At 55.4% G+C, this 12,683-nt stretch carries 12 protein-coding genes; 4 read left to right on the plus strand and 8 right to left on the minus strand.

Annotated elements, in window-relative coordinates; genetic code table 11:
• Positions 1–5: 5 nt before the first annotated feature.
• A complete protein-coding gene (locus HS105_12775) occupies positions 6–1,037 on the plus strand; it encodes a hypothetical protein (protein MBE7517459.1) in 1,032 nt (343 codons plus the stop codon).
• A 137-nt stretch (positions 1,038–1,174) separates the two neighbouring features.
• On the opposite strand, the gene HS105_12780 is transcribed toward HS105_12775, so the two are convergent.
• Together HS105_12780 and HS105_12785 are read right to left on the minus strand one after the other, a co-directional pair.
• A complete protein-coding gene (locus HS105_12780) occupies positions 1,175–2,251 on the minus strand; it encodes a glycosyltransferase family 9 protein (GenBank protein ID MBE7517460.1) in 1,077 nt (358 codons plus the stop codon).
• Positions 2,252–2,254: 3 nt separating this feature from the next.
• Positions 2,255–2,434 (minus strand): Trm112 family protein, encoded by a 180-nt coding sequence (locus HS105_12785; protein MBE7517461.1) that lies wholly within the window; start codon positions 2,432–2,434, stop codon positions 2,255–2,257.
• A gap of 83 nt (positions 2,435–2,517) precedes the next feature.
• Here HS105_12785 and HS105_12790 point away from each other — a divergent pair, with 83 nt between their 5' ends.
• Entirely contained in the window at positions 2,518–3,060 is a 543-nt protein-coding gene (locus tag HS105_12790) for a hypothetical protein (GenBank protein ID MBE7517462.1), read from the plus strand.
• Positions 3,061–3,126: 66 nt separating this feature from the next.
• On the opposite strand, the gene HS105_12795 is transcribed toward HS105_12790, so the two are convergent.
• On the minus strand, positions 3,127–4,299 hold the full coding sequence (locus tag HS105_12795) for an SPFH domain-containing protein (GenBank protein ID MBE7517463.1): 1,173 nt from the start codon (positions 4,297–4,299) through the stop codon (positions 3,127–3,129).
• 210 nt (positions 4,300–4,509) lie between these two features.
• Here HS105_12795 and HS105_12800 point away from each other — a divergent pair, with 210 nt between their 5' ends.
• Positions 4,510–4,653 carry a hypothetical protein gene (locus HS105_12800; GenBank protein MBE7517464.1) on the plus strand — a complete coding sequence of 48 codons (144 nt, stop codon included), beginning with the start codon at positions 4,510–4,512 and terminating at the stop codon, positions 4,651–4,653.
• A 40-nt stretch (positions 4,654–4,693) separates the two neighbouring features.
• Complete coding sequence (locus HS105_12805) at positions 4,694–7,339, plus strand: protein kinase (protein MBE7517465.1); 2,646 nt, start codon at positions 4,694–4,696, stop codon at positions 7,337–7,339.
• Between the two features lie 2 nt (positions 7,340–7,341).
• On the opposite strand, the gene HS105_12810 is transcribed toward HS105_12805, so the two are convergent.
• The 5 genes from HS105_12810 to atpH all read right to left on the minus strand — a co-directional run bounded on the left by HS105_12810 (position 7,342) and on the right by atpH (position 12,682).
• Entirely contained in the window at positions 7,342–7,812 is a 471-nt protein-coding gene (locus HS105_12810) for a VanZ family protein (GenBank protein MBE7517466.1), read from the minus strand.
• 46 nt (positions 7,813–7,858) lie between these two features.
• Positions 7,859–9,163 carry a tetratricopeptide repeat protein gene (locus HS105_12815; GenBank protein ID MBE7517467.1) on the minus strand — a complete coding sequence of 435 codons (1,305 nt, stop codon included), beginning with the start codon at positions 9,161–9,163 and terminating at the stop codon, positions 7,859–7,861.
• Positions 9,164–9,622: 459 nt separating this feature from the next.
• A complete protein-coding gene (atpG, locus tag HS105_12820; protein ID MBE7517468.1) occupies positions 9,623–10,495 on the minus strand; it encodes an ATP synthase F1 subunit gamma in 873 nt (290 codons plus the stop codon).
• Between the two features lie 54 nt (positions 10,496–10,549).
• Positions 10,550–12,082 (minus strand): F0F1 ATP synthase subunit alpha, encoded by a 1,533-nt coding sequence (locus tag HS105_12825; protein MBE7517469.1) that lies wholly within the window; start codon positions 12,080–12,082, stop codon positions 10,550–10,552.
• A 57-nt stretch (positions 12,083–12,139) separates the two neighbouring features.
• Entirely contained in the window at positions 12,140–12,682 is a 543-nt protein-coding gene (atpH, locus tag HS105_12830; GenBank protein MBE7517470.1) for an ATP synthase F1 subunit delta, read from the minus strand.
• Between the last annotated feature and the right edge of the window lies 1 nt (position 12,683).

A 12,683-nucleotide genomic window follows, 5' to 3' on the forward strand; every position in this document is an offset into this window, starting at 1 on the left:
CACGTATGAATCTTACTAGCCTCGACGTCCCCCAGGCCGACCGTCTTGAGACGGTAATACAGGTAATAATTAATATTGCAAATGGTGCTCGGTCTGATGTCGAAATAATAAGAGGAATTCAAGGGTTATCGGCAGCAAGACAAGGTCGTTATTATCGAAACGCCGCGGAACTATTAGGCTTTGTTGAAAACCATGCGAACAATGCAACTCTAACTGCAGACGGTCAAAAATTCGTTCAGAATCCGTCGCTGAATAATCCGGCCTTTATTGCAGCAGTTCTCAGATTGGAAGTTGTACAACGGCTAATTCCGTATCTAGAATTAGCCGGGAAGGGTGGAGCGATGAGGAGCGACATTGTTACATACCTAAGTTCGCTCGTAGTAAAAAAGATTGGGGCGGTTACTCTGAATCGCCGCGTCTCCACCATCTTGTCATGGCTTCAGGCAATCAATGTTGTAAATACTCTGAACAATCGATATTACATAACCACGGCGTTTACAGCGAATTTACCGGTTGTGGAGATTACGGATGAGGAGCAACGCATATTACCCAAATCTGGAACACTTGAGGAATACAAAGTGGTTCAGGAACGAATTCGTAATGCAAAAGAATCTGTTGAAGTATTTCGAAACGAGGCCTTAATGGACCGGGCCAGAGTCTCACATCGCCGTTTGGTAAATATTACCTCTGAACGTATCAGAAAGCACGGCGCAATTCCCAAATCCAATTCGTTTATTGATTTAGCGGTGTCTTTCAACAAGGACTTTATTTTTGAAATGAAGTCCACGACCGAAACAAATATCCGATCGCAAGTTAGAAAAGGTATCAGTCAGCTTTACGAATATAGGTACCTAGAAGATAGTAAAGATGCGACTCTAGTTTTAGTGCTAGAGAACCCATTACAGAACGCAGACCTTTGGATGCATGATTATCTCGAAACTGATCGCAATGTTCTTTTGGTTTGGGACGGTAACAATAGACTGTTCGGCTCGGATCGTGCCGTCAAGGAACTCTCATTTTTGAGTCTGAATTCCTAAATACAATTCTTAAATTTCAGTCGTGGCTGACGCGACGTCTTCGTTGTTTGATCGAACGTCCGTGGCGTGAACGCCACGGCTACATTCGACGAGCCGCTACGCGGCCATGTGCGCTGACGGGGCAGGAAAACCGGCCGCTATCGCTCACGATTCTGACAAGGCAAAATGCGGTCGATGGCGGCGTTGACGGCTGCCGGTGAGACGGTGAGGATGCAGGGTGCGTCGCCGAATTCTTCGCACACGTAGCCGGGGCACGGCTGGCAGCTAAAGGGCACGAAGACGGTTTCACTCGGGGCATCGGTCCACGGCCGCCAGTGTTCGCGGTTCGAAGAGCCGAACGCGACGACCGTCCGGCAGCGTACGGCGGCGGAGATGTGTGCGATGCCCGAATCGTTCCCGACGAATATCTCGGCCCGCGAAAGGAGCGCGGTGATCTCGGGCAGCGAAAGATCGTCAAATGTCGTGATGTCGGCGTGTACCGCAGCTTTGAGCTGTGCGAGGATGTCAGCCTCGCCGGCAGATGCAAGGGCGATCACGTCGAGGCCCTTTTCGGCAAGGTGCTCCGCAGTGCGTGCAAAGTTCTCAACGGGCCACTGCTTTGTAAAGAATGCCGTCGCGGGGTGCAGCACGGCGTAGCTGCCGCGTTCGTGCCATTGCCGCACACGATCCGAAAGGCCCGCTTCGGTTATCGGCAGGCTGCTCGGCGGCAGGTCATCCATGGGTACGCCGACAAAGCCGAGAAGCGCGAGCTGCCGCTCTACCGAATGAAGCCCGCCGCGCCGCCAGAAGTCCTCCGCCGACGCCAGAAGCCGATCATAGAGGAATGAGTAGCGGTACGAGCGGTATCCGACGCGATGGCGGGCACCGCTCGCACGCACAAAGAATGTCGCGGTCGCGCCGCCGTGCAGGTTGAATGCGACATCGTAACGGCGGCGGCGAAGCTCGCGTGCAACGGCAAGCCGGTCGCCGAGGTCGCGGCCGACGCTTATCACCTCATCGACCGAAGGATGGCCTTCGAGCAGCGGAGCGACCCAGTCTTCGAGCAGAATGTCGATCTTTGCCTCGGGCAGGAAACGCCGAAAGGCATCGAGCGAAGGCGTGGCCAGCACGGTGTCGCCGATCGAACGCAGCTTGACGATCAGCACACGGCCGACGCGGCCCCAATCGATACGGGCGCTCTCGTGCGGAGCCGGCGTGCTGGCTTCGGCCGTCATCGGCTATGCCTTCTCGGCAACGGCCTCTTCGACCACCATTACGGGAATGTCATCGCGGATCGGATATACGAGGGCACATTCGGGGTTCACACACTTCAGTCGTGTCTGTGCCTCGTCGATCTCGACCTTTGAATGGCACTGCGGGCAGCGGAGGATCTCAAGCAGTTCGGAGTTAACTGGCATATCTTATGTAACGCCCTTGCCGACGAAAAATACTCACGCCGAAGCGGGCTTTGAATGTAGAATTATATGCGAGAGGTACATAAATGATGAAACGAACTCTCTTGCTCGTGCTGCCGATCTTGTTGTTGACCGTGCTCTCGTGCCGGCTGGCCGAAAAAGTTACGTCATTGGGCGGCGATCTCAACCGCGTCGGCGATATGTGGAGTGACGTTCCGAAAATGGACGGCTTTACGAACTCGGAAGCCGATATGCCTTTCGCCTTCAAGCTGATCTTGCGAACGGCACTCAATAATCTCTGGCGCGTCAACGATGAACGTGAGGACCGAACTCCGGCAACCGGCGATTGGCTGGTCTATTCGACTACGGCAAAGCCTGCGGATGTGGCCGCATTCTATACGAGCGCGAAGATGACGGCCTATGGCAAATGGGATGCGTCGGATAAACCGAGCTGCATCGACGGCCGGAAGGACGGCATTCCCGGCGAGCTGTGCGTTTTTAAGAAGACGGAAGGCGATAAGGAGACCGGACTCGCCGTTGTTGCAGTAGCCGATGAGAAAGGCGATGCGACCAACGTCTTTTTCCTTCGTATCGAAACGCCAAGGGCCGCCTCGAATACGAAGAGATGAGGCCAAGCGAAAAGGCGTCGGGGCCGAAGCCGCGACGCCAATGATCCCGCGTAAAGAACGCTTTGGTTATGCCTGCGGTGCTGCGACCGGCGTTCCGCATTCGGGGCAGAACTTTGCCTCTGCGGCCAACTCGAATTGGCAGTTCGAGCACTTCTGCTTCTCCTGCGATGTGCCGCACTCCGAGCAGAATTTCGCACCCTCGCGAAGCTGTGCACCGCACTTGATGCACGGCACCTTTACGACCTCCATCGTTCCGCCGCAGTCAGAGCAGAACTTGGAACCGGCGTTATTCTGCTTGCCGCACGAAGGGCATGCGACGGTCGCCGCTGCGGCACCGCCGCCGGCGGCCGCTTGGCCTGCGCCGCCGCCCTGCTGGCCGAAAGCGTTCACCATCTGATTGCCGACGGCAAAGCCCGCACCAAGGCCCGCACCAAGGCCCGCACCGCCGCCTTCGTTCTGCGCCGCATCGCGAAGCGCGTCGGCCGCCTGGAACTTCATATACTGATCGACGTTACCGATGGCACCCATCTGAGCACGCTTGTCCATCGCCTCTTCGACCTCGGGAGGCAGGCTGACATTCTCGACATAGAACTTGGTAACCTCAAGGCCGTAGGTCTTGAAATCCTCATTGATCTTGCCGCGGATACCCTCGCCGATCTCCTTGTACTGTGCCGCAAGGTCAAGCGCCGGTATCTTCAGCTCGCCGAGGGCGTCGGAGAATTCGGTGACGATGGCACGCTTGAGCTGGCCGTCGATATCCTCGGTCTGGAATGTGGCGTTGGTACCGGCGATCTGCTTTATGAACTCGCTCGGATCGGCAACGCGGAGGCTGTAAGCACCGAATGCCCGCAACCGCACGATGCCGAAGTCGGCGTCGCGCATCATAATGGGATTTGACGTGCCCCACTTCATATCAGTGAACTGCTTGGTGTTGACGAAGTAAACCTCTGACTTGAAGGGCGAGTTGAAGCCGTACTTCCACGCGCCGAGCTTTGTAAGGATCGGCGTGTTGCCGCCCTCGATCTCGTACTTGCCCGGCTCGAAGACATCGGCGACTTGGCCTTCGTGGACAAAGACCGCCGCCTGCGATTCGCGAACGATCAACTGGGCACCGTTCTTGATCTCCTGGCCGGCGACCGGGAACCGATAAACTATTGTGTCGCCGGTATTATCAAGCCATTCTATGACTTCGATGAATTGATTCAGCGCTTCACTCTTGATCCTGTCTAAAATGCTCATAACGTCTCCTCTATTATAAAGTCGTAAACGATAGAATATCGCATAAAGTTCGTTGAAAAGGAAATTTTGCAAACCGGCAAGGCCGATCAAAAACGCGGCAGCGACGAAAACCGATCCGGCGTCAAAAAAAGATGCTGCGCATTGCGAAGGTTGGGATATACTGGTAGCCATGTGCGCAAGAACGTGTCTTAAGGGCTCCGGATCACTCAAATGCTGCGCGATCAGATCGGCAGTGACCTTGCGATCATTCGGCATTCGGAGATCTGCCAGATCGCAGATCCCGGAATGAGCGTTGGTCTTGTCATCCCGGATGGTGCGTTGACGCGGCAAATGCACGGCTGTGCAACAAGTTAATAAGATAGTGGCGTCCAACGATCCTAAAAATTCGAAAGAAGTGCGGGATATCTTCGTCGCGGCCTCGAAACTTCCGCCCGGCGAACGCCCATCGTTTCTCGGTTCCGTATGCGCTGACGACACAAAGCTCCGCCGCGAGGTCGAAGAGATGCTTGCCTCATCGGACGCCGATACGAACCCAATGAAAGTTCCGGCGATCGAAGCACCTGCGGGCCGCTTTACGGGCGGCGGCCAAAGGCTCACGATCGGGCAGGAATTCGGTCAATACAGGATACTCGCCCCGATCGGCAAAGGCGGAATGGGCGAAGTTTACCTTGCCGAGGACTCGCGTCTCGGACGAAAAGTCGCTCTTAAGATATTGTCGCAAGTATTTGACCTCGATCCCGACGGGCTGCGGCGTTTTATCCGTGAGGCAAAGATCGTTTCTAAACTCAATCATCCCAACATCCTCACTATTTACGAAAGCGGCGAGGAAAAGTCGATCAAGTTCATCGCATCGGAATACGTCGAGGGTGAGACGTTGACCGAGCGCCTTCAAAAAGGGCCGCTCGGTGTTGAAGCCGCGTTGGACATCGCTGTTCAGGTCGTAAGCGCATTGCTCGCGGCACACGGGGCTGCGATCATTCACCGCGACGTAAAGCCGGACAACATAATGATACGGCCCGATGGCGTCGTTAAGCTGCTCGATTTCGGCATCGCAAAACTATCCGAGCCGCTGCGGACGACAGGCCCGCGCACCGCTCCGGGTATGATCGTCGGCACGCCGAACTACCTCTCACCCGAACAGGCTCGCGGCAAAGAAGTCGATCCACGCTCGGATATATTCAGTTTCGGCCTGGTACTCTACGAAATGCTTTCGGGTGCGAAGGCGTTCGAGGCAGACAGCGCTATCGACGTGATCAGCGCGATCCTGCAGAAAGAACCGGTACCTTTATGCTCCGTTGCCCCGGAGATACCTTCCGAAATATCTGATGTGATCTCTAAAACGCTGCGAAAACATCCGGAGGAACGCTACACATCTACGGCCGACCTTCTCGTTGAGCTTAAAAGTGTGCGTTCCGATCTCGCCCTTCAAAGTAAGGGGGACAGCGGATCGGCCGACGTTTCTGTCGCCGCACCTGTTGATAATGTTCAGCCTGACGACCTTGAGATCGAATCGGACGGCGGGCACGGGGCCGTAGCCGTAAAATACTCGCTGCGGGAATACCTTAGCCAACATCGGCGAACGGCGACGCTTGCCGTAGCGATCGTTCCGGTGCTGTTCGGTTCGATACTCCTTTATTTCTATTGGACGGGTTCTACTTCGCGATCGCAGATAGCTTCGATCGCAGTGCTGCCTTTCGTAAATGAGTCGGGCAGTGCCGATGCCGAATACCTATCGGACGGGATCGCAGAATCGCTGATCGGCAGCCTCTCTCAAGTATCGGGACTGGATGTAAGGTCGCGCAATTCTGCCTTTGCATACAAGGGAAAGGACGTAGGACTAAGGCAGATCGCCAAAGAGTTGAAAGTACAAGGGATCTTGAGCGGGCGTGTTGCAGTTCGCGGTGACGACCTGACATTCTATGTAGAGTTGGTCGATATGGCAACTGATAAGGTGATCTGGAGCCAAACGTATAATAAGCCGTTATCGAGCCTCCTTGCACTCCAAACCGAGATCGCCCGTGACGTCTCGGGAAATCTCAGAGCCAAATTATCCGGCGCCGACGAGCAGCGGCTTACAAAGAACGCTGCGGCGAATTCAGAAGCATACCGCCTATATCTAAAGGGCAATTTCGAATGGAATAGGCACACCGAAGAGTCCTTGCAGAAGGCGATAGACTTTTACGACCAAGCTCTCGAAAAAGACCCGAACTATGCGTTGGCATATACCGGATTGGCCAAAACATACGGCGTCCTCAGCAACAATTATCGTTCACCGAACGAGACCTTCCCAAAGGCATTGGAGTTTGCCCAAAAGGCGTTGATGATCGATGGGTCGCTGGCCGAAGCCCATGCCGTAAAAGCGGCGGTCCATCTCTACTATCAATGGGACCTTGATGCGGCGGCAAAAGAGACCGCACGTGCGTTCGAGCTTGACCAGAATAACGGACTTGCACATCAGATCGAGGCCGGACGGCTGGAGTCCATCAGTCGGTTCGAAGATGCGTTGGCTGAACGAAAACGAGCTGTAGAGATCGACCCGCTCTCGTCAATGGACAATTATTCGCTCGGAGCCACGTATTATCTGAAGGGCGACCTTGATCGAGCCGTAGAACAACTTCGCCAGACGATCGATATGGAGCCGCGTTTCGGCCCGGCATACGAATTTCTGGGCCAAACTCTCGAGGAAAAGAAGATGTATTCCGATGCGATCAGGACATATCAGAGCGGCCTTTCAAATACAGAGCAAAATCCGAGACTCTTTGCATTCCTGGCCCACGCCTATGCAATGTCGGGCGATCGTGAACAAGCAAATGCTACGCTCCGCACGCTTAACGAATGGTCCCGGCGAGGCTATGTAAGCCCGTATCTTTTCGCCGTCGCACATGCCGGGCTTGGCGATAAGCAGGAAATGTTCGAAGCCCTCGAGAGTGCATACAAAGAACGATCCGTTTATCTCCTCTGGTTGAGGATCGACCCCATATTCACGCCATTCCGAGCCGATCCGCAATTTCAGGAGCTGTTAAAGCGTATAGGCGTGTGACGCTAAGCACCGTTCCGGGCGTCTAGTTCACGACGCGAGAAGTTGCGACTCGCAAGGGTCAGCCATAACAGACAGCACGCGAACGCTGCGCCAAAGCCGTCCAAGAGAACATCGTAAAGCGACGATGTGCGAGCAGAGTTGAAGCTCTGAACGAACTCGTCGATAAATGCGACTGCGAAAGTCAGCAGGAAGGCATTCAGAACCGGACGTGAAAAAAATCGAAAGGCGTTCCATGCAAGGAACGCGAGTACGGAATATTCGGCAAAGTGCGCGAATTTGCGAATCGCGGCGTGGATGAACCGGTGCGTTTCGGCCGAAGCGTCGGGAAGCAGCCATCTGAGCAGCGGGCCGATGAACCACGCGGTTTCATCCATAGCCCCGAGGCTCGTGCCGAGGGCGAGAACGACAACCGTCCAAACGATCAACGGCGCATAAGCCGTAAGCCATCGATGCCTTCGAAAACTCTTCTCCATTACGAGCAATTTTGATTCCCTCGGATCCAATCGGAAAATTACGGGACTACGGCGTAACGCCATATTTAAGCAGATCCTGCTTCGCCTTTGGATGCTTCGGATTCAAGCGAAGTGTAGAGCGGAAATCGCTGATCGCGGCGTCGCGGTTGCCGAGCCGTCGATAGATCTGTCCGCGCAGGTGATAATATTCGGCGATATCCTTACCGCCTAGAGAGACGGCCTTCGCCGCATCGCTCAAAGCCTTTTGAAGGTCGCCCAACGCGGCGTACGTCACCGCCCGATTGTAATAGGCGGTCGCGAATCTGTTATCAATAATGACGGCACGGTCGAGGTCCGCGATGGCATCGTTGGGACGTCCGAGCTCGTATCGTACCCGTGCGCGCTTCGCGTAAAGCTGAGCCATTCCTCGCGCCGCGATCGCTCGGTCGAAATATTGTTCCGCGAGTTCGAGATTCTTTCCCTCCTTCGCGGCATCCCCCCAACGCTCATAGTCAAGTTCCGGCGCTTTTTGTGCTGAGACGCTTATTCCGACTCTGCTTGATCCCTTTATGCTGCCTACAAGCTGAAGTCCGCTCAATGTTAGATCGACGCGTCCGCCGGCGTAGTCAAAAAGCACCCTGTAAGGTCCTGACATCCAATATCTCAGCGTTTCCGGCGATGATGTCCGTGCATCGACGCGAACACTTGCAACACCGTCAATATCGAAGATCCACGTGGTCTCCCTCACCGGCTGGTTTCCCGGATATCTAAGCCTCACGTTCCAACTGCCCCTTATGTAGCCCGGACTGCGAGGGTTCATATCGACAACATTTCCGTAGAACGGCGTTTCGGGAGTGCCAGGGGTTTTTCCGCCCGCAACTGGTGGCTTTGCAGCACCCGAACCCAATACGATCTGACGCCAACCGACGCCCGGTGGAATTCGTTGCTCCAATGTTGGCACTGTCTGGCCATTTTGCCGTGACTGAAAATCTGCGATCACCTGCCGCGAACTGCGTTTTACTAACTCGTTGACCTCCTTCGGCAGCGCGTTCGCCGTCGGGAGTGTCAGCGGAGCTTTGATATCGCTCAAGAAGTACTTGAGAGCGGCATAAAAGTCCGTTTCCGCGACAAGAGTGCATTTTGCGGCAAGAAGCTTTGCCTTTTGCTCAATTGTGAACGCGGTCGCCGCGACCTCCTTCTCATACGTGCGGAGAGCCTCTCTGCGTGCCGAGGAAGGGTTTGTTGCGTTGACCGCAGCGGCAAACGATCGCTGAAACGCAGCTTCAGCCGAGGCCGAAAGAGCCGGCTCTTGGGCAAAAACCGTCAGCGAGAAAATGAGGTGGACAAAGAGGAGCGGAACGCGAAGTCTCATAGAGCAAATTGATTCCCGCAAAAAACAGGTGCGGCGAGCAGGCAACCTAGTCTACGCGTCGAAGGCCTATCGGTCATTAGGGAAAATAATGGGCCACCCGGAGACAGATCTGAGAACACTGAAAGGCCGCCGGAAACCATCATTATCAGCCAACCCGCGATTGCAAGAAGCAGCGGCACCATGCCCTGATTCCTCATTGCGTAAAAACGATTCCGCCTACTGGCCGGCAGAAGAAATTAACAAGCCCCCGGACGACTTGATCGTTGGTATCTGCACCGGATCGAATGCCGTAGCAACCAACCGAATCATGCCAACCGGCAACAGGATATAGCCGACGATCATTAACATCGCGTTCTTCCAAAGGTAGTTTTAGTTAATTGGAAAAGCACGGTAAATAACATACTGACTCAGCGAAAATCGCCAAGCCAAATATTTCACCGGCCGCCTATAACGGCTCAATTACGCGGCGGCTGCACCGCTGACGACCTCGATGATCTCCTTTGTGATCGCGGCCTGTCGGATGCGGTTCATATTGAGCGTGAGCGTATCGATCAGTTCGCCGGCGTTCTTAGATGCCGAGTCCATCGCCGTCATTCGTGAGCCTTGCTCGCTGGCGACCGATTCGAGCATACCCTTATAGATCTGCGTCTCGACCTGTTTCGGCAGCAATTTACCAAAGATCTCGGCGGCGGGCTGCTCATAGATGTACTCGGCAGCCGCGGTGTGTTCGTCCGTCGCGGCAGTTTCTGCCTTTGGGATCGGAAGGAGCTGCTCGATCACAGGCCGCTGCGAGAGCACCGTCTTAAATTCGGTGAACGCGATGAATACCTTATCGATCGATGTGTCTTCGGTAAAGAGCTTTATGACGCGTGTCGCAATGTCGAGAGCGTCCTGATGCCGAACCTGCCCCGAGCCTGTCAGGCCGACGTACTCTTCGACAAAATTGACCGAGCGGCGTTTGAAGAAGTCGCGCCCTTTTCGGCCGACGGGCATCATCTCGATCTCCTTGCCCGAATCGGCAATGAACGCTTGAACGGCCTTGATGATGTTCGCGTTGAAAGCGCCGGCGAGGCCTTTATCAGCGCTCACCAGCACGACCAAATACTTGTCATCGCCGCGTGTATCGAGCAGCGGATGCGAGAATTCGTCGGTAACCTTTGAGCTGAGGCCGCCGAGAACCTCACTCATTTTTCCCGCAAAGGGACGCGAGGCAGTTACACGATCCTGTGCGCGTTTGAGCTTTGCGGCGGCGACCATCTTCATCGCCTTCGTTATCTGCTGCGTGTTCTTAACCGACTTGATGCGTCGGCGCATGTCCAAAAGACTTGCCATAAAGTTGCATCACACACCGCACCGCAAGTTATCTTCGGTGCGGCAGCTAAACCTCTAAGCCGCGGCCGCCTCTGCCTTGCCCCAACGTGTTGCCTTGAAGTCCTCGACAGCTTCTTTCATTGCCGCCTTGAGGTCGTCGTCAAGAATCTTTTTCTCGCGTATCGTATTGAGCACGGCCGGGCGCGAACTCTTTGCAAAACCGAGCAGTTCGCTTTCAAAGCGGCTGAGGTCCTCGACCGCGATGTCATCCGCGAAACCATTCGTTACCGTCCAGATGCTGAATACCTGCTCTTCGACAGGCATCGGCACATATTGCGGCTGCTTCAAAACCTCGGTCAGGCGGCGGCCGCGTTCAAGCTGAGCCTGCGTTGCCTTGTCGAGATCGGAGCCGAACTGAGCGAATGCCGCAAGCTCGCGAAACTGTGCGAGGTCGATGCGGAGTGTTCCGGCTACGGCACGCATCGCCTTGATCTGTGCACTGCCGCCCACACGTGAAACCGAGTTGCCGACGTTGATCGCGGGACGCACGCCTGAGTTGAACAGGTCGGATTCGAGAAAGATCTGGCCGTCGGTGATCGAGATCACGTTGGTCGGGATGTATGCCGAGATGTCGCCTGCCTGCGTTTCGATGATCGGGAGCGAGGTAAGCGAGCCGCCGCCGCGCGCATCCGACATCTTTGCCGCCCTTTCAAGCAAGCGTGAGTGCAAATAGAAGACATCGCCCGGATACGCTTCGCGGCCCGGCGGACGCCGGAGCAAAAGCGAAATCTCACGATAAGCGGCAGCTTGCTTCGAGAGGTCGTCATAGACCGTCAGGGCGTGGCGGCCGTTATCGCGGAAGTACTCGCCCATTGCGCAGCCCGAATACGGAGCAAGGAACTGCATAGCCGCCGGGTCTGATGCCGAAGCATTTACGATGATGGTGTAGTCCATCGCACCGAATTCTTCGAGCCGCTGGCGAACCTGTGCTACGGTCGAGGCCTTCTGGCCGATAGCGACATAAACACAGATCACGTCCTTGCCCTTTTGATTGATGATCGCATCGATGGCAAGTGCCGTTTTGCCGGTCTGGCGGTCGCCGATGATCAGCTCGCGTTGGCCGCGGCCGATCGGAACCATCGAATCGATCGCCTTGAGGCCGGTCTGGAGCGGCTCCTTCACCGGCTGCCGGTCGATGATGCCGGGTGCGATAGCTTCGACAGGCATATACGTGTCGGTTATGATCTCGCCGCTGCCGTCGATCGGGTTGCCGAGAGCATCGACAACACGGCCGATCAGAGCATCGCCCACAGGGACACTCATGATGCGTTTTGTACGGCGTGCCTCGTCGCCCTCTTTGATCTTCTGGAAATCGCCGAACAGCACGCAGCCGACCTTGTCTTCCTCGAGGTTGAGGGCAAGGCCGCGGACGCCGTGGTCAAATTCGAGCAGCTCGCCCGCCATTACCTTTTCGAGGCCGTAAACCTCGGCGATGCCGTCGCCGACCTTAATGACGGTGCCGACCTCGGCGACCGTCATTGTCGCATCGAAATTTTCGATCTGTGCACGAATGATCTCATTGATCTCGTTGGCTTTGATTGGTTCCATATTCATTTGCGGTTCGCTCGTGCCGCTGCCGAAAGACAGCCGTTTCGGCAGGGCGAACTACCCATTGATAAGTTGTTCTCTAAGGTTCTGTAATTTCGTTCTTACGGAGCTGTCGTACACGGTCGAGCCGATGCGCGTAACGACACCGCCGATGATATTCTTGTCTATCGAATAACTGACATTCACCTGTTTTCCGGTCAGCTTTTCAAGGTTCGTTTGAAACTTTGCCCTTTCGTCAGGTGCGATCTCGGTCGCTGAAACGATCTCGGCCATGACAACGCCGCTGCGTTCGTCAAGGATCGAATCAAAGCGCTCGTTTATCTCGCCGAGTTCGGTGATGCGGCCGTTCTTGACCAGCACGCGGAGGAAGTTGGCCGTGGTCTTTGACGGCTTCGTCCTTTCGAGCAGTGCGTTCAGCACTTTTTCCTTACTTAGGTGCGGGATCGCAGGATTGGCAAAGACGGCGTGCAGGTCGCGGCTTTCGGCAAAGATGCCGCTGAACTGTTCAAGTTCAGATTTAACATCGCGGGCAGTGCCTGCGTTAATGACAATGTCGGCGAGTGCGCCGCCGTAGCGGCGTGCGATGGTTTCGACGCTCATA

Source organism: Chloracidobacterium sp., assembly GCA_015075585.1.
In the GTDB taxonomy this organism is placed as follows: domain Bacteria; phylum Acidobacteriota; class Blastocatellia; order Pyrinomonadales; family Pyrinomonadaceae; genus OLB17.

Excerpts from the sequence above, each read along its gene's own strand:
- HS105_12775 (MBE7517459.1), top strand. The coding sequence starts at position 6 with ATGAATCTTACTAGCCTCGACGTCCCCCAGGCCGACCGTCTTGAGACG.
- HS105_12780 (MBE7517460.1), bottom strand. The coding sequence starts at position 2,251 with ATGACGGCCGAAGCCAGCACGCCGGCTCCGCACGAGAGCGCCCGTATC.
- HS105_12785 (MBE7517461.1), bottom strand. The coding sequence starts at position 2,434 with ATGCCAGTTAACTCCGAACTGCTTGAGATCCTCCGCTGCCCGCAGTGC.
- HS105_12790 (MBE7517462.1), top strand. The coding sequence starts at position 2,518 with ATGATGAAACGAACTCTCTTGCTCGTGCTGCCGATCTTGTTGTTGACC.
- HS105_12795 (MBE7517463.1), bottom strand. The coding sequence starts at position 4,299 with ATGAGCATTTTAGACAGGATCAAGAGTGAAGCGCTGAATCAATTCATC.
- HS105_12800 (MBE7517464.1), top strand. The coding sequence starts at position 4,510 with ATGCTGCGCGATCAGATCGGCAGTGACCTTGCGATCATTCGGCATTCG.
- HS105_12810 (MBE7517466.1), bottom strand. The coding sequence starts at position 7,812 with ATGGAGAAGAGTTTTCGAAGGCATCGATGGCTTACGGCTTATGCGCCG.
- HS105_12815 (MBE7517467.1), bottom strand. The coding sequence starts at position 9,163 with ATGAGACTTCGCGTTCCGCTCCTCTTTGTCCACCTCATTTTCTCGCTG.
- atpG (MBE7517468.1), bottom strand. The coding sequence starts at position 10,495 with ATGGCAAGTCTTTTGGACATGCGCCGACGCATCAAGTCGGTTAAGAAC.
- HS105_12825 (MBE7517469.1), bottom strand. The coding sequence starts at position 12,082 with ATGGAACCAATCAAAGCCAACGAGATCAATGAGATCATTCGTGCACAG.
- atpH (MBE7517470.1), bottom strand. The coding sequence starts at position 12,682 with ATGAGCGTCGAAACCATCGCACGCCGCTACGGCGGCGCACTCGCCGAC.